We start from the raw sequence: 19,626 nt of genomic DNA, 5'->3' as shown, positions 1-19,626 counted from the left end.
ACGCCCAGGACACCGGCCGGCCCACCACCCCCGCTCCCCCCCAAGAGCCCCGCCGCGGTCCCGTCCAGCTTCCGCAGGGAACCGCCCGACCCGCACCGGCCACCGCCTCGCCGCACGGCACGGACGCCTCGTCCGACCTGCGTCTCGCGGGCCCTGCCCTGTCGGCCCTCTACGGACCGGGCGCGAACGAGCGGACCCATGCCCGGCAGATCGCGGCCCTCGCCCACCTGAGCCGGCTGCACGCCCCGGGCAGCGACACCCCTCTCACCAAGGACGCCCTCGACGCACTCGTCCGGCGCCTGCTGCGCCCGAACGCCGACCAGGTGCTGGGAAGGGACCACTACGAGGCCTTGTGGCAGCTCGTCGAGCAAGCCGCGCAGGCCAACCGGAACGGGACCCTGACCGCTCTGGAGGCCTACCACCTCCACCGGGACTTCGAAGCCCTCACGGCCGTCACGGGACCCGACGGCAACCAGCGCGGCAGGGACCTCACCGGCACGTTGCCCACGGGTAAGAAGCCGGACCGGGCGACGGGGGCCGAGCCGGACGGCAAGAGCGGCCACCAGGTCCGACCCGGGAGCACCAAGGCCGCTAAGTGGCCCGACCACGCCTGGCTCTACTACGCCAGAGTCGAGCACGGGTACATCCGGATGGGTGACCGTCTCCTGACGCCGGACCTGTTCATCGAACTGGTGGCACACGATCCCGCGCGTCCGGCGAAGAGCCCGGTGGTCCTGGCCTTCCTCGGCACCGACGCCGCCCCTCTCGACCGCCGTGCGCGACTGGCCGGAAAGCTGGCCAACCGGCTCGGCGCGCCGGTATGGAGCAGTGGCGCCGAGCTGACCGCCCGCGTCGATCCCGTCACCGGTGAGGTGACGCCCGTCCGCGTGGCGATGCCCGCGACCGGTCCGCGCGGCCGGCGGCCGGGTGGGTGGAGGGAGAGTCTCCCGGGCCCCGCCCTCCCCTACGTGGCCCCCATACCCGGCCGGTATCTGTCCGACGCGAGCGGCAATCGGTACGGCAGGGACCTGAGCGGCACCCTGACCGGGAACGTGAATCTCGCGTCGGTGACCGTGACCAACACGGACGGCAAGGGCATCTACCGAAACAAACCGGGCAGCACCGAGGCCGCGCCCTGGCCCGGCAACGCCTGGCTGTACTACGCCACGGTCGACCACGGACACATCCGCGTGGGCGACCGCCTGCTGACGCCGGACCAGCTCGTCGACCTGGTGGCGCGTGATCCCGCACGCCCGAAGGACAGCCAGGTGGTGCTGGCGCTCGTGGGCAAGAACGCCACGGACGTCAACCGCCGGCTTCTCCTGGCCAGGAGCCTGGCCGACCGGATCAAGGTGCCGGTGTGGAGCAACACGGACGAACTCACCACCCATACCGACCCCGCGACCGGCGAGGTGACGCTGGCCCGCGTGACACAGCCGCCCTACAAGGGCAAGCAGTTGACCGGCCAGTGGGCGGTCAGCACATCCGATCTCGTCCTGCGGGACAAGACCGTTCCGCGGGGCCAGGAACTCTACGACTACAACGGCGGGAGCTACTTGGTCGAGGACACGGACCTCCTGACCTTCCCGATCATCGACCCCGAAACCCACGAATCCGTCGGCCGATCCACCTTCAACGAGAACGACTGGGCGTATTTCAGCGGTGCCGATCAGAAGATCCGGTCGGCGCGGCACTTCTACCATTTCGACTTCGCCACGAAGAACCTCGTCGGCAAGGAAGCCACTCCCTGGACGAGCGGGACCCACAAGGGAGAGCTGTACGTCTTCTCCGGACACACCGACAAGTACGGCCGCTTCGAATGGATCGCCCGTGTCAACGGCGAATGGCAGAAGCTGTGGGGGACGCCGAAGTCGGCGGGCGCCTACCTGAAACGGCGTCCGAGCCTCAACCGCATGCGGGAAAACGCCCCGAAGGACAGCCCGCCCAAGGTGCTGACCTATCGATGCCTCGCGGGCAGAGTCCCCCTCGGCGCGGCGGACGCTCTGACCGTGGATGATTCGAGCCAGGTACTCACCGACGCGGTCGGCTTGTCGCAGTTCGCCCCCACAGGAGTGACGAGCCACAACCCGGGCGGCCAGCCACGCCAGACCACGGAGGAGCGGGGGGAGTTCAACCGGTGGAACGAGTACCGACCCCAGCCGTCCAAGGAGACGCCGGAAGGGCTGGAGACGCTGGAGTCCCTGGCCCGGAGAATGGGCCTGGCCCCCAAGGACGGCCCGGTGCCGGCGGACGCGGTCGATGACGCACTTCGGCTGCTACGTGCCCTGCGCATCGTCTTCGGACCGACGGCCGAGGACACCCCCGCTCTGGTCGAGGGCATCGGCGCTCTGGAACGACTCCGCCGCGCGGACCCCGCGCTGGCCGACGCCGGCCCCTTCACCCTGCCCTTCTTCCAGTACGCGGCAAGGGAACTGAGCCGGGCCACCGGACAGCCCGTGCCCGCGAACCTCGACCCGAGCGACTACAAGCAGCTGCTCGACAAGGCGCGGGAGTGGGCGAACACCTCCGCGGGCACCGGAGCCTTCTCCCTCACGCAGCACCTGCCCCTGAACGGCGTCCAGGCCCTGCACGCCGCCTGGCCGAACGGCGCGTGGAAGGGTTACACCCACAGCCTGCGCGACGCGGACTATGAGACCCAGAGCAACAAGGCGGTCCTCGGAGACGAGAGCGAGCAGGACCTCCGGGCGCTGACCTTCTGGTCGCTGGCGCAGGCCCATACCTCGATCGGCGACCAGGGGGGCTACGCCCTGATCAGGCGAGTTCTGCACCTACCGTCGAAGCAGGCCGTGGAAGCGGCGGATCGAACGCGTCTGTGGCTTATGGTGGCGTCGGCCATCGCCCACGGCCACAGCGCTGTCGATCCGGCCGCCTGGTCCGCCCACACCCTCCGGAGCATCGGCGACCTCATGGGGAGCTCGACCGAGCTGGCGCGCGGGAAAGGCGGGCTGGGCCGCAACTTCACAGGAAAGTCGTACGGCGTAGTCGAGGAGCACAACCACCTCTACCTGGTGGTGGCCACGGTCGGCCCCGATTACGTCGAAGTGACCTGGCCGGACAAGACTTCACGACATGTCCTCTTCGAGGACCTGGCCGAACTCCTGGCCGACGACCTCGGGAAGTTCACCCACGCCCAAGTCATGCTCGTACTGAGCGGCGATCCGCAAGGGCGCCTCAAGCTGGCCGAGGTCCTTGCCGACCGCTCAGGCCTCATCTTCGAATACCCCGTCGGCGCCGCCGGGGCGACCGTGTCCCCACCGGACCAGGACGGCAAGTCCTCGCTGATCGACCCGGACGATCGGTGGGTGACCGTCACCCCTCCGGCGCGCCCCCACCACGCTCCGCCATCGAGTACCGCCTCCTCCGCCGGCGTCGCGGGGCAGCCCACGAGGACCTCCCCCACAGAGTCGCCTGTGCCACCGGAAGCCTCCCGCACTCCGAAACGTATGAGGCTGGCCCCACCCTCGCCGCCACCCGCTGCAACACCCCCTCAGGACGCGCAGGCCCCTCAAAACGCGCAGGACCCGCAGAACACGCAGGCCCCAGAGACCCCGAAGGACGCGCAGGACCCGCCCGCCACCCCCCGCGACGAGCACAAGGCCCCCTGGTACCTCGGCACCGGCGCCCTCGGGGAGGGCTGGGTCGCGCAGGTCGACGTCCCCGAGCCGGGGCAGGCCGAGGCGTGGGCCGGTGAGGTCGGCGACGTGGTCGGGCGGGACGGCGACAGCGCCGAGCTGACGAAGGGGCTGCGCGACGGCGTACGGGACCTGCTGGCCACCACGGCCCCGAAGGAGTGGGACACCCTCCTGCGGCGCGGCAAGCACCTGGTGGTCGACGGGAAACTCGTGTGGCTGCGGCCGGTCCTGCACGAACCGCAGGCCAAGGAGCGCGAACCGAAAGCGGTGCGGGAGTACGCGGTCGGCTACGGCACCTCGAAGGTCAGCCGCGCGTCCGAGACAGACAAGTCGAAGGGCGCGGAGACCGCGCTGCTCGGTCTGTTCAGTACCGGGTCCAAGGCCGTGTCCACGCTGCTGCCCGCCTTCCCGCACTTCGGCGCGGGCACGTCAGCCGAGCTGTCCGAGAAGCGGGAGTGGACGCTGATCTCCGGCCGCAAGCTGTTCGTCGGGGACCACACGCCCTTCCGCGCGGGCCTGAAGGTGCGGGTCTTCGTCGACGGTGTCGAGCGCGAGCACGAGACCGGCCTGCCGCAGCGCCTCACCCTTGAGGTCCCGACCGCGTACTCCACGGCGCAGGAACCGCGCCCCGACCTGGACCAGGCCCCCGAGGAGATGCCGGGGAGCAGTGGAAAGCGGCAGCAGCCGATCCACGCGCGCGAAGTGCTCAACGCGGTCGACCTCATCCCGTTGACCGCGCGGCTGCACCGCACCCTGCTCACGTCGGGTCTGCCGGCCGCCACCGTCGCCGAGGTCATGGCCGAGGCCCAGAACACGCTGAACGAGCAGGCGCTGCGCAACAGCAGCCGGACGCTGCTCAGCCACGGGCTGGTCTCCGGCAAGCTCCACGCCACGGTCGGACCGACGAAGTCCTTCAAGGGACACCTGGTGATCCGGGCGGACCTGGACAGCCTCCAGTACCTGGGCGACACGAAGAAGCTCGGCATCCGCGACGACCAGGGAATCGGGCTGTCGGCCGCGTTCAGCCGGGAGTCGACGAGCAAGGCGAGCGGCGGCATCGGCTTCAACGCCCTGGGGATCAGGGCCGACGGCGGGGGGTCGTCGAGCGGCGACAAGGGCCCGCAGGCCACCGGTCTGGGCCCCGCGGCCAAGGCCGGTCTCAAACCGCACCGCAGCACGAGCCACGGGCTGTCTCACACGACGCTCAACCACACGGTGCTGAACTACCGGGATCCGCTCAGCCGTTACCACTCGGAGCTGGCCTTCACCGTCGAGGTCAAGTCGACGACCCACCCGGACGTGACGGTGCGCGAGACGGCCCGCTCGGAGATCGCCGTACCGCGCCGGGAGGCGGAGGACTTCGAGCGGCGGCTGCTGGGCGAGGTGCGCACGCCCGCTCTGCTGACAGGCCAGCTGGAGGGTCCGGTCGCCGCGCAGCCGCACGTACGCACGCTGATGCGCGTCGCCGACCTGCGGTTGCCCGCGTCCGCGTACAAGCGCCCGGCCGGTCTCGACGTGCCGCCGCGGCCCCACAAGCGTGAGCCGCTGGCACTGGCGACCCGTCGGGGCCTGGGATTCGGCATGGGCATCCTGCTGCCGGGGGCCGAACTCGTCGGCGACCAGTTGCGGATGGTGCTGGAACGCCTGCACCGGGAGGCGAAGGCCGGGCAGCCCGACTGGGCCGCGACCGAGCTGGAACTGGCGACCTGGTTCGGCAGGCCGGCCCTGGAGGCCGACCTGACGCAAGTGATGTCGGGTTTCGACCGCACGGTGCGCCTCGGCGGCCGGGAGTACCAGCTCGGGGTCAAGGGCTACCTGCGCAGGCGTGTCGGCGGGAGCACCTACCCACTGACGGTGAACGCGCGGGCGCAGGAGGCGTCGACCGCCAAGGGCCACCGGAAGAAGACGCTGGCGCGCAAGGCGGGCGCGGGCGCCGGACTGCGGCTGAAGATCCGCAGCGCGCTGCTGCTGCAGCTCGGCACCGTCGGCATGAGCGTGCAGTACAAGACGGGCAAGGGCGACACCTTCGCCGGCAGCGCCAAGTCCTACCGCCGTACCGAGACGACCGGCGAGGTGGACGAGCACGTCTACGAGGTCGTCTACGAGCTGACGGTCCGGCCCGCCGACGGCCGGCCGGCCGAGACCTGGTGGATCCAGGGGCAGGAGAAGGACGGGATCCTCGGGGCGAAGAAGGAGGGTCTCCTCGCCCGCGTCGTCGTCCCCCACGAGCACCGGCCCGTCATGCCGCCGACCACCGCCGAGCCGAAGGGAGCCGGTACGACGCCGACCGCCGACGAGCTGAAGGCGGCCGGTACGACGACCGAGTCCGAGACCTGGCCCGAGGGCCCGTACACCGACCTGGGCCGCGGCGGGACCGCCGGCCTCTACCCGGCCTTCCTGGTGACACCGGAGCTGAGCCGGCTGGCGGCCCGGATGCACGCGCGCGCCAACGGCCTGCCCGAGTCCGACAACTCCCTGGACTGGCCGGAGGCGTTGAAGGAGTTCGCGCGGCCCGGTGCGCTGGCCGCAGACTTCGGTGCGCTCACCGGCCGCCGGGGTCACCTCGTCGAGCTGCCCTCCGCGTCCGACGGCACCAAGCAGGCGCTGCGGATACGCCTGCGCGGCTACCGGCCCAGGCACCAGGGCAGCAACAAGCACACGGAGCTGGAGCAGTACGGGTACGGCAGTTCCCAGCACGGGAGAAGCCACAGCGTCACCGTGGAGACCGGAGCCGACCAGTCGCTCGGCGTGCAGGTGCGCCTGGGCAGCGATACGGGCGACGAGGGCGGCGCGAAGCCGGCGTCCGACGGGCCGAAGGGGCCCAAGGGGCCGGGCGGCCGGGTGAAGGCCGATGTGACGGCCTCGGCGAGCAGGTCGCGCGGCGTCGAGGAGGGCGTGGACGAGGGTGTCATCGACATCAGCCGCGCCACCTACAACGGCATGGTCCACACCTACCGGATGGACCCGGTCTACGAGGTCAGCCTGGTCAGGTGGCGGGGCGACCGCCTCAGCGAGAAGACGAGCTACCTGAGGGTGCGGGACGGTCTCGACGTCATGCTGCCCGAACGCCGGCTGACCGACTTCGGCCTGACCGCTCCCGGCGTCGAGCCGCCTGTCCCCGCCACCCCCTCCAGGCACCCGGTCCCGCAACTCCTCGCGGGCGCCGGCCACCCGGAGACGCTCGACGCCGACGCCGTCATGGACCGTATCGTCAGCCGCCTCCAGGACAAGGGAGTACTGCGCAAGGAGAAGAACGGCGCGGAGCGGCCGAACCTCCTGATGCGCGAGCTGACGGCGTCCTTCTCGTCGGAGGCGCTGCGCAGCCAGTGGAACGCCCTGCGGGGCGACGGCGTCCGGCGCTGGATCCCCCTCGCGCGTCCGTTCGGCGCCACCCAGTACCTGTGGGTGCGGGTGACCGCGGTGGTGGAGCCGGCCGTCGAGCACCGGGCGCGCACCGACGTGAAGCTGATGCTGCGCACCGAGGGGCTGCACGAGACCAAGGAGCGCACGACACAGTCCACCGACGCCCGCGGCGGATTCGAGGGCATGGCGCGAGGCGGCACGGGACCCGCCCACGCCGGCTTGGAGGGAGGGGCCGGCTACTCGGGGGGAGGCTCGACGGCCGAGGAGCAGGTGACCAAGGGCCTCGACATCTTCCGGGTCAACCCGCGGGAGACGTCGGAGGAGTCCGGGCACCCGGTGAGGTTCCGCGTCGAGATCGGTCTCGCCGGTCAGGCACCCGAACTCCTCGACGTGCCCGTGCGCGGCGTGCGCCGCCTGGTCCTCAGCTCCGGGAAGCGCCTGTCCCCGCGCAAGGGGAGCGCCGACTGGTGGTACCGCCACCGGCCGTTCATCTGGTACGACGTGGACGGCCCGGAACCCGCCTCGGCGGGCGTGCCCCCCACCGACTCCGGTTCCGCCAAGGACAAGGGCAAGGGCGCGGACCACGGCAAGGGCAGCGGCAAGGGCAAGCGCAAGGCCATCGAAGGTTTCGTACGGCTGCTGCTCCCCTCCCACCTCATGGTCGACGGCCCCCGGCCGCTGGAGTTCGGCCCGGTCCTGGGCGACGACCCCGAGTGGCGGCCGGACGGCGTGGACACGCCCTCGCCGTCCGAGCGGGCCGCCGTGGACCAGCTGGTCGAGAACCTGCACCCGTGGAGCCTGCCGGCCGGCGACGCCGTCGCCCGCTGGGCCGCGCTGCCGGCGGCCCCGTTCAAGCCGCCCGCCGACCTGAGCCTGCCCGACGTCTGGAAGGTGCCCGGGCTCGACTTCACCACCCTGCCGGGGCTGCGGTACGAGCACTACACCAGCAAGGAGATGCTGCGCTCCCGCGTCACCGACCTGCTGCGCGGCGAGTACCGCGTGCCGGTCCACAACAGGAACGTGACGGTGGGAATGCGCCTGGTCAAGGCGCGTCCGCTCGGCGTCGGCGACGTGGAGGTGAAGGGGCGGCACTACCAGCAGACCAGTGAGGCCGAAGAGCAGCAGACCAGCCACGGGCGGGGCTGGTTCGCGGGCGCCGGCCCGGAGGGGGGCGGCGAGGCCGGTGAGCACGCGAAGCTGGTGAGCGGGCTGCCCTTCGAGTACGAGCGGGAGACGTCCGAGGAACGGTCGGGGGAACTGAGCACCACCGACGAGCGCAACAAGGAGAGCACCCGCCCGTACCGCGACTACGTCTTCGACGCGGAACTCACCCTGACCGGCAAGCACGGCACCCTCCGGGTCAAGGTGCCGGGCGCGCTCTACGGCATGCTGGCGATGGAGAAGAACCCGGACACCGGCGACCTCGTACCGGCCGACGGCCTGGCGCGGAGGCTGCCGGAGCTGTTCGCGCAGGAGGACGGCGACACTGACGTACGCCGGGAATCTCTCACCGACAGGGACGGGGACGAGGGCAGGCGCCGGGCCTGGCCGGTGCCGGGACTCGACCCCATCACGGAGTCGCCGGACGAGGAAGCCGCGGCGGACGACACGGCCGCGGGTGGTCCGGACGCCGCCGGGCCGGTCGGGGCCGCGCGGCTCGGCGACCGACACCTTGACGCGGTCTACCAACTGACCGCCACCGTCGACCGGGACGGGAACGCCGAAGGCCGGTGGCCGGACGGTTCACGGCGCCGGGTCGGCGCGGACGAGGCCGCCCTCCTCGTCCTGGGCGACCTGGCCGGTCGCGACCTGCCCCCCGGCGCACCGGTCGTCCTCGTCGTCTCCGGCGCCCCGGAGGGCCGGCAGTCCCTGGCACGGTCGATCGCGGACCTCGTCAACCGCCCCGTGTACATTCCGCACGTCTCCGAGTCCGTGACGGTGTCCGCCGACCGGACCGACGGTGTCCTCCAGGTCGTGGCGGACGACAGCGAGCCGGTCGGCTGGGACACGATCGAGCCCCGCGTCCCGAGCGACTCCCCGTCCGCAGACTCCCGCACCGTGCGGAACAGTTCCCGCGGGCCGTCCGGCCCGTACCGGGATGCGTTCGCCCGGCCGAGTGCCGCCCACGACCCCTCCCTCTCCTTCCTGGAGGACGACCGGTCCGACACCGACGACGACCCCGACGAACCCGCCTCGTTCCTCTACGACGACCGGCCCGACAGCGACGACGACCCCGACGACCCCGACGAACCCGCCTCGTTCCTTTACGACGACCGGTCCGACACCAGCGACGACCCCGACCACACCACCGACCCGGCCGTCTCGTCCGACGAGGCGGCGGGCACCTTGACAAGGCTGTACTCCGATGACGAGTCGGATGACGATGGCGTCGAAGGCCCCGTCCGGGAGGGCTACGGAACGCCGTCCCCGCGTCCTCACCCGCTGCGGCCCTACCTGACGGGACTGCTGCCGGAGCAGGCGCACATGAGCCCGCGGGATGTGGAGACGGTTCTCGACATCTTGGCCCGGTTGCTTCCCCCCGGCCCGGACGGCAGCGAGGGCATCCAGTCGCTCGCGGCGCTGGACGACTTCGCCCGCGACGTCCTGGGTCTGCCGCCGCAGCAGGATCTCGACGACCTGCGCAGGGAGGCCGTCCTCGTCGTGCATGAGGCCCATGACGCGAAGCGGACCGGCAGTCTGGCCGCCTTGGTGGCACACCGGCTCGGCGCCGCGGGAGCCTACGCGGCCGACACCCTGGTGACCGACGGCCCGAATGGGACACCACTGGGCCGCGACTGGGCCGGTAAGACCCCGCTGAAGGACCTGGACCCATCCACCATCGCCGTACTGAGGCCTCCGGCAACCGGCAGGCCCACGGAGTCGGTGGACACCGTGGAGCCGGCCCCTTGGCCCGATGGGACCTTCCTCTACAGGCTGCCCACAGCATCACCCGACACGAAGCTGTACCAGGTCTGGATCGCCCGGCGCGCGTATCGGGTGTCCGCGGACGTCATCGCCGAACTCGTCGCACACGACCCGCAGCGGCCGGGCGGCACGGAACAGCACCTCATCCTCCTCGGACCGCAGGGACTCGGCCTGGCCCGCACGGTGGCCACCGCCGCCGGGCAGCCGGCTTGGTCCACCACCGGCACCGGCAACACGTACACCCATGCCGGCACGACCCGTCTCGTACGCGTGGACACCGCACCGGGCGACAAGCCCTTGGGCCAGTGGGCGGTGAGCCCGCCCGGACTCGCGCCGGAGAGCGACGGCTCTCAGGATCTCCACGACGAGAAGGGGAAGGTCATCCGGGTCCGTGACGAGGACCTGATCAGTCAACCGCTCATCGACCCGGTGACGCACCAGTCCGTAGGCCGGGCTTTCCACAGCGACAAGGAGATGGTCACCCGGGAGGCCATGGGCAGCTTCCCGGCCGCCCGGACCTCGTATCACTTGGACCCCGCCTACACCGCGTCGGCGGTGCTGGTGAAGAGGGAGCCCACTGCCTGGGCCGGTCTGCCGACGGGGACAGAGATCTACGTCGCTTCGGGACACGGCGATCAGTACGGCCGGATCGAGTGGCTGGCCCGGGTGCAGGGGGAGGTCAGGCGGCTCTGGGGAACGGCCGCGTCGGCAGGTCAGTACCTGAGGCGACGCCCGAGTTTGGTAAGGATGCGCCGAGAGGCGGCGAAGAAGGGCCGCCAGACGCCCGTCCTGGCCGCGTTCTGCTGGCTGGGCAGCGTCCCGCTCGGCACCTTGGACGCCGCGGCGAGCGGTCCGTCCGCGCAGGTCATGGCGGACAACTCCGAGGGCCCCCTGTTCGCCGGCAGCTCGGAGGTCGGCAGCTTCGACGTGAACGACGCGGGACATGAGGACGCGCCGGCCACCTGGCTGACCAGCCGCGGGCAGCTCGCCCCCTGGGAGCACTACCAGCCGCTCCCGACCGGAAAAGCGCTGGCGAAGACCGCACGAGACATGGGACTGCTCGCCGCTACGGAGCCCTTGAACGACGATGTGGCGTCCGTGACCGGTCGTCTGGTCCGCGTTCTGCGACAGACCGTCGGTCCGGACGCCGAAGGCGACAGCGTCTTGGTGAAAGGCATCGGCGCACTGGAACGACTGCGCCGGGCCGACCCCGCGCTCGCCGTACACGGTCCCTTCACCCTCGGCTTCCTCTGGTATGCCGCCACCGAGTTCCGCGGCGCCCGCGGCCCGCGAGCGGGCGACCTGGGGGCCGACGACTACCGCGCCCTGATCGAGCAGGCCGCCCGATGGGCGGACCAGGCCGCCGCCGACCCCTCATCGCCCACCGAACTGACCGGGTACCTCCCACTTCCTCTGGTCACGGCCCCGTTGGTCTTCCTGCGCCCACGGTCGAATGATGTCGACACCATCCTGACGAACGTGGACGCCGACCTGGGCAGGAGACTGGACGTCCCGGACGACGGCTCAGCCGCGGAGCGATACGCCCTGGCGTACTGGTCCCTGGTACGGGCGCAGTGGGCCGTCACCGCACACGGCGGTCCGAGCGCCGACCTGGTGAACAAGGTGCTGCACCGCGGCTCGAGCCGGGCGGACGTGGATAAGAAGGCACTGCGTCTGCTGTACATCCGCGCCGCCCAGCGGTTCGCCTCGGGCCGCGGCGGGACCGATCCGGCCGCGTGGGCCGCCGAGGACCTCCGCGAGTCGGTGGGGCTGCTGGACGAATCCCACACCTTCACCCTGAAGGACGGCGGGGACGGCCTCAATCTCACCGGCATCCCCCTGACAAAGCTGGACGCGGGAAAGCCGACGGGCTACTTCCTGGTCGCCGAGGTGGCGGCCGACGGCGTCAAGGCGCAGCGGCCGGACGGCTCGCCTCTCCTGCTGTCCTTCGACGAGGTCGCGGAGCTCCTCGACACTCATCTGCACCTCACCGGGACCGACATGCCCGTGCCCGTCGTGCTGGCCGTGACGGGGGACCCCGTGGCCCGGCAGACCCTGGCCCAGGCGATCGCCGACCGCACCGGCCACCTCGTACGCAAACCCGTGCACCGCGCCGGTCTGGCGGTGTCCCGCGACGGCACCGGCGGCAGCCCTTACCTGGTGAAGGCAGACGAACCCGGCCGGCCGGCGAGCGGCGTGAAATGGCGGACGGTGGCCCCGCACCGGCCACAGTTCGCCGCGCGTCCCTACCCCGGCGCCACCGTGCGCTCGGCATCCGACGCCCGGACCGGCCCGGACACCCACCGGTTCGCGGACATCCGCCGGTGGTCCACGGACGAACTGCGCCGCTGGCTGGTCGGCCAGGGGCAGTTGTCCGAACAGTCGGTGGACGCCGCGTTCGGCATCCTGCACGGGCTGGTCCTGCCCGCCGCCGGCCCGGCCGGGCGTCCGCTGACCGTGCCGGACCTGATCGCCTTCACCGAGCAGCATCTGGGTCCGGACTCCACGGACACCGCCGAGCTGCTCACCCGGCTGTTCCTGATGGTGAACGCGGCCCGCGAAGCGGGACGGGCCGGCAGCGTGACCGCCCTGGTCGCCCACCTCCTGCAGTCCGAAGGCGTCTACGCCGAGAAGACCCTCGTCCTGCGCGGCGCCGACGGCACGCCCATCGGCCGCGACTGGACCGTCGACCACTCCCGCACCACCGAACCGCTGCGGAACTTCGACGCGAAGAAGGTCGCGTCGCTGTGGCCCAACAGGAGCGGCGTGCTCAAGCTGGGCCGCGGCACCGAGGAGGACGCCCCCTGGCCCGCCGGAACCTTCACGTACCGGACCGCGACCAGCGGCCCCGGCAGTGCGAGCGACGTGAGGTACCGGGTCACCACCGCCCGGGGCGCCTACTGGGTCTCCGCGGACGTCGTCGCCGCGCTCGTCGAAGCCGACCCGGTACGTCCGTCCGCTCCCGACCGCCACGTCCTCCTCGTCGGAGCCGAGGGAGTCGACCTGGCTCGCGTCGTGGCCACCGCCGTCCTATGGCCCGTCTGGTCCAGCACGGGTGCCTCGACCTGGCACACCAACCGCAAGACGGGCACGAGTCACCCGGTGCGGGTCAAGCGCCCGGGCCGGCGGGCGCTGGGGCTGTGGGCGGTCAGCACGCCCGGACTGCTGCCACCGTCACCGGCCCCCGCGCCGCCGACCTCCACGTCGGCGACCTCCACGTCGGCGACCTCGGCGCCGCCGACCTCCGCGTCGGCGGCGGAGCAGACAAGCGGCGCCCAGTGGCTCTACGAGGAGAACGGCAAGCCCCACCTGGTCCCCGACGAGAAGCTGATCACTTACCCGGTGATCGATCCCGGGACGCACCAGTCCATCGGCCGCGTCGTGGGGTTCGGCGAAGAAGAGTGGTCCGCCCTGGAAGCGGGCATGTCCGTGCTGCCGCAGACGCGGACGTACACCGACGCGCACCCCAGCCGCGCGGCCTACCGGCGCCTGGCGTACACCGGAATCTCCGCCACCTCCTGGGCGGACGAGCCCACGGGGACGAAGTTCTACGTCTTCGGCGCGCACGTGGACCGGCACGGAAGGATCTGGTGGAAGGCCCGCGTGAAGGAGGCGAACCAGACGGAGGAGAAGGTGCTGTCCCTCTGGGGCAAGGCCTCGTCGGCCGGCGGTTACCTCAAGCGGCGCCCGAGCCTGGCGAAGATGCGGCAGGAGGCGCAGGACGGAGACGTCCAACTCCTCGCCCTGTGCTGCACGGCGGCCGACGCGCCCCTCGGGCCGCTGAACGACCTGGACACGCCCGCGCAGACCCTCGCGCAGACGTCCCTCCTCCCCACCCATGCGCCCACGACGGTCTCAGGAGTCCATGATCAGAACCTGACCCTGACCGTGGTGCGGCACAGCCGGGGTGAGCCCGGGCAGTGGCGCAAGTTCCCACTGCTTCCCGACGACAAGGCGCTGGGTGCGCTGGCGGTCGACATGGGGTTCATCGACGCCGCGCATCTCCTGGAGGAAGACGTACGGAACACCACTCTCCGCCTGGTGCGCGTGCTGCGGAACGTGTTCGGACCCGCCGCGGAGAACGACAAGCGTTACGTGCGGGGCATCGGCGCACTGGAGCGGCTGCGCCGGGCGGACCCCCTGCTGACTCCCGGCGGGCCGTTCACCGTCGGCTTTTTCACGTTCGCGGCGAGCATGTCCCGCGAGGCCGAGGGCCGGCACATCCCCGTACCGGGAACCGGCGACTACCTCGCACTGCTGGACCAGGCGTCGCAATGGGCGCCGCTCCCGGCCGGGACGGCCCCGACGGCCGGGCTGACCACCTACCTCCCGCTCACCCCGACGCCGACGACAGTCCTGCCGGGCACGCACTCCAAGCAGGTGGTGGGATCCGTGCTGCTCTCGGTACTGCATCTCAAGAAGAAGACCCTCCAGGTACACGGGTCCCGCTCGGACGAGGAACGGCATGCCCTGGCGTACTGGTCGACGATGCGGGCCGAGTTCCTCATATCCCGGCATCCGGCGGGCATCGAGCAGTTGGCCCGCTCGGTGCTTCATCTGCGGCCCGATCAGCCGGTCACCGGCAAGAGGAAGTCGATACTGAGGCTGCGGGCGGCCCAGGTCATCGCCGCCGGTGACACCAAGGCGACCGACCCCAGCGTCTGGGCCGCCCATGACGCCGTCTGGGACGGAAACCTGCTGGGCAGGCAGGGCGTCTTCCCAGTGACCGGGAGCGGATACGGCCTGAATCTGACCGGCGACCCCCACACGAAACTGGAGTCGGGGGCGACCATCAGGTTCTACGTTCTGGTCGCCGCCGCGACAGCCGGGGGGGTCGACGTACGGTGGTCGGACGGAGCATCCCGCACGCTGCCGTTCGCCGAAGTCGCCGAGGTGGTCCATTTCCACCTCAGCACGCTGGAGTTCACTCACGAGAACCGCATCGTGCTGTTCGTCTCGGGAGACCCCGGCCCGCGGCGGGCGTTGGCGAGCGAGATCGCGAACAGGACCGGCCGGGTGGTGCTGTACCCCCACGATCCGGCTGCCGTCACCCTGTCCCGCGTATCCGCCGACGGGGTCTTCGAGGTCCTGCCCCAAGACGCTCTCATGCAGACGATGGAGACGGAGCAGCACGCCCTGTGGGAGGCGGTCGAGCCTGCGCGAGGGCTTCTCCCTCCGCCCGATCCGATGGACATCGACGACGAGCCCGGGCCGAGCGCGTCACTCGCACCCGCACGCACCACCACCGATGCACCGGGCACGTTCATAGGCTTCGCGGATCCGGACAGCAGTGCCGACGACGGCGAGGAGCCGCCGTCCGTCCAGTGGTCCACGGCCGAACTGAGCCGTCGGCTGGTCGACGCAGGACACCTGACCGACGAGCAGGCGCGGGCGGCACTCGACGTGCTGCGGGCGCTGGTGCCACGTATGTCACCGGACAGCGGCACTCCGGACGTGGCGGCTCTGGTCGAGTTCGCCGAAACGAACCTGGGCCCGCGCCACGCGAGTGTCCTCGATCTGCTCACCGAGCTGTTCCTCGCGGTGAACGCGGCGCGGCAGGCGGGGCGGGCGGGCAGCGCGGCCGCTGTGTTCGCCCACCACCTGCAGGCCCAGGGAGCCTACGTCCAGGGCGAACTGCTCACCGAAACGGCGGGTACTCCCAAGGGCCGTAGCTGGGCCTCCGGACCGCCCCTGCCGGTCAGCCTGAACCTGACGGCGATCTGGTCGCCGCCGGACCAGGACAGCACCCTCGAAGGACAGGTGGACGGCACCGCGCCGGCCCCCTGGTCGGAGCACACCTTCGTCTACCACCTGGTGACCGACCCGGCCGGCCGGCCCGGCAACGCGCGCTACCAGGTCACCACCAGGGGCGGAGTCCACTGGGTGCCCGCGAGCGTCATCGCCGAACTGATCGCGAACGACCCCGTGCACAAAAGCACCTCAGACCCCGAAGAGAGCGGTGCCGACCAGCGTGAAATCCTCCTGATCGGTGCCCCGGGGGTCGACCTCGCCCGGTCCGTCGCCGCCGCCGCCCAACGGCCCGTGTGGTCCAGCACCGGGGCCACGGCATGGCACGACCTCGCCGGGCAGCTGTCCTTTCCGGTACGCGTCGACAGGCGAACGGAGCAGCAGCCACTGGGGCAGTGGACGGTCAGCACTCCCGATCTCCTCCCGCCGCCGGAGGCGGCGGGGGCCGGTCAGTGGCTCTACGACATGGACGGTGTCCTCCACTGGGTCCCGGACGAGGACCTGGTCACTCATCCGATCATCGATCCCCTCACGCACCAGTCGACCGGCCGGGCCGTGCACATGCCGGATTTCTGGGTCGACCAAGAGACGGTGGTGCCGTGGCTGACACGTACTCACTTGCACTTCCACGGGCGCAACGCCCTCGTGAAGGGCACGGAGACGGCGAAGGCCATCGGGACTTCTCCCGTTCCCTGGGCAGGGCTGCCGGAGGGAACGAAGTTCTACACCTTCGACATCCATATGGACGCCCGCGGAAGGTACACCTGGTACGCCTGGGCGGACGGTGCCGTGACGGCACTCTGGGGAACGACTCCTGAACTCAGCGGCTACGTGAAGCGGCGCCCCAGCCTGTCACGGCTGAAGAGGTATGCCCCGGACGGAAAGGTTCGCCTGCCCTTCCTCGCCTGCAGCGCGGGCAACGCACCCGTGGGAGCGTCGGACAAACTCGACGTCACGACACCCGCACAGGTGCTGGCCAATGTGGTCGACGTGCCCACCTACGCACCGACGACCATCACCGGGTACAAGGCACCCCACGACCTGGCCACGTTCACCCTGCAGGAAGACAGTGGTCGGCCAGGTGTCTGGCGAGCGTTCGCGCCGGACCCGGACGACACCCAACTGGCGGCTCTATCGGTGGACATGGGGTTCATCGCCTCCGCGGACCACATGGATCCACGCGTCAAGGAAGTGACCGGGCGACTGGTTCGGGTGCTTCGACGACTGTTCGGCCCGAACGCCGAGACGCACGCGAGCCTCGTCGCGGGTATCGGCGCGCTGGAACGGCTGCGCGCGGCGGATCCCCACCTGGCGACCGCGGGGCCGTTCACCCTCGACTTCTTCTCCTACGCGGCGACGATGATGCGCCTGACCGAGCGCCGGCTCGTGTGGGAGCCGACGGCCGATGACTACAGGGCTCTCCTCGCCAAGGCGTCGACCTGGGCCGCACTGCCTGCCCAGACCGCCGCTCCGGCCGTCGGACTGTCCGCTCATCTCCGTCTCCTTTATGTGGCGGAGATGCCCGGCCTGTTGGACGACGACATGGTCAATGATGTGCTCCGGCCTGTGTTCCCCCACGTGGAGAAGGCGGCCGCGATCCACGGGACTCCGTTGTGGGACGAGCTGTACTCCCTGGCGTACTGGTCCGTGGCACGGGCCAGGCTGGCTGTCGACCTGCGCCACCGCACCCGGGGGCAGGTGACCCGGTCCACCCTGCATCTGCCGAGGGAGCCGCAGGCGAACTCCGTCGACCTACTGATCCTGCGGGCGGCCCAGGCGATCGTCGCGGAGGGTGCCAAGGGGAACCGTCCCGCTGCCTGGGCCGCACACGACCTGGTCTGGGGACAGAATCTCCTGGAGGACGGCAGCGGCAGGATCTTCGTCACGACAGGCAACCGGTTCGGACTGAACCTGACGCCCGAGCCTGTCGACACGCTGGACACGGGCACCCACCCGGCGACCTACTTCCTGATCGCGCACCTCACCGCCGACGGTGCGGTGGTGCAAGGGCCGGACGGGGCACAGCAACTGCTGCTCCCCTTCGACGAGGTCGCCGAGCTGACCCTGCTGCACACGAAACTGGCCGCCCCTGACGACGCCGACAAGCAGATCGCCCTCATCGTCACCGGTGACGAGAACGCCCGGAGGGTCCTGGCACAGACGATCGCCGACCGGACCGGACGAGTCGTGCGCTATCCCGCCGACCGGGCCGGCAGGACGGTGTCCGCCGCCGACAGCGGCATCCACAGCATCGGACCGGCGCCCGCTCCTGGGCAGGCATCCCAGCCCAGCGCCTGGCGGATCGCTCAGCCGAACGGGCCACTCGTGCCGTCGCTCCATCCGGTCGGCCCTCCCACGCCCCTCGCTCCGGCGGCGGCCGCCTCGCAGGCGACCGGGCCGGCGCGTCCGGCCGTGACCAGGAGCGGCCGCCAGGCCGACCTACCGCCGCCGGCCGGGCAAGCAGAGCCTGTTCCCTTGGTTGAGGCCCTGGTGACCGCAGCCGGCTCCGCCACCGGAGCGGGGGATTCCGCCGTGCCGTCGGCACTGGCCGAGGCCGAGAGTGCCGAGGCGATGTACGAGTGGGCCAGGGGCTATCTGGCCAAGGGCAAGCTGCCCGCCGGTGTCCAGCCCTTCCCCGTCCCCGAGGGCGGCCTCTCGGAGGCGGAGGCACGGGCTGTGGGGGCCGGTGCGGAGCTGATGATCGAGGCCGCGCTCCTCGGTCACGCCCCGACGGCGGCCCAGGCGCAGCTCGATCTGTCGCAGCAACTGGCCCTGCTGTGGCACCGCTCGGGCGGGACGCTGTCACCTTCGGTGGAGCGGGCGATCGCGGCGGTTGCCGCCCATGCGGCGGGGATCCGGGTGAGTGTCACGGACGCGGCCGGAGCGGAGACCGCCCCGGGGCACTTCGGCCCGGAGAACGGTGCACCGGTCCATCTGCTGCGCCAGGACGACGGCTACCACGTCCGAACGCCGCAGTCAGCACCCCACGACACCGGCGGGGAGCCCGACTTCGCCCTCGTACTCTCGGAGGTGCACAAGGAACTGCGGCGCAACCACCAGGCCGGCCTCCCGGAACAGACCACCCTGGACACCGTCCGGGAGACCTACGGCAAGCTCCTGATCCTGGGTCAGGTCCGACCCGACGACACCTCCCGGCACCTCGGCAATGCCATCGCGCAGACACTCATCAACGGCACCCCGGCCGGCCTGCGCGGCGGCGCGCCCGGCCCCCACTTCCCCGGGCAGCGGACAGGGGGCGAGTCGTCCGCGGCCGGCCAGCGGCCGGCGGTGCCTTCCGGCCTTGAAGCCGCCCTGCAGAACACCCTCGACGACTTCCTCACGAGCAATCCGATCGACCTCGACACCGAGGCTCCGCATGCGCTCGGCGCTCAGCCACCCGCGGGCGTGAGGGACGTGGTCCGCCCACATCTCCCCCTCGGCCCGGGTCCGTCCGGGGACGAGGACGACCCCACCGACCCCGTTCCGATGGACATCGAGCCGTCGGTCCCCGCCCAGCCGGCCGCCCCGGACCAGACCGACCCGAACCCTCAGTTCGGCCTTCTCGTCGCGAGCCCGCTGCCCGACCACCTCTGGGACCGCCTGAGCAGCCATACCGGCCTGCTCGAAGGCGGCATGGCACCGGACACCGCCCACTACCTCCTCGCCGAGATCCGCCACTCCTTCCTCACAGGGGAAACCTGGAGACTGGCCCCGCAGACGGACCCCATGACCGGAGAGACGTTCTCGCCCATGGCGGACACCCTGCACTCCTGGGCTCAGGCAGGCGTGTTCAGGTACGGGCTCATGTACCTGTTGGTGGAGGAGCCACGCAGCAGGGAAATCACCTGGCTCGTGGCCGCCCACAGCGCAGCGCTCGACAGCTGAGGCGGTGAACCCGGCGGCGCGGCACAGCGTTGCTGACAGGTGAGGACGCTCC

General features: G+C 71.3%; 1 protein-coding gene. It reads left to right on the top strand.

The features are described 5' to 3' along the window. Positions 1 to 323 precede the first annotated feature (323 nt). Positions 324 to 19,574 (top strand): lonely Cys domain-containing protein, encoded by a 19,251-nt coding sequence (locus M8H82_RS30490; protein WP_250078309.1) that lies wholly within the window; start codon positions 324 to 326, stop codon positions 19,572 to 19,574. The last annotated feature ends 52 nt before the right edge of the window (positions 19,575 to 19,626 follow it).

Origin of the sequence: Streptomyces sp. YS415 (assembly GCF_023544665.1) — a bacterium.
Lineage (GTDB): Bacteria > Actinomycetota > Actinomycetes > Streptomycetales > Streptomycetaceae > Streptomyces.
This window is presented reverse-complemented; position numbering and strand designations above follow the sequence as displayed.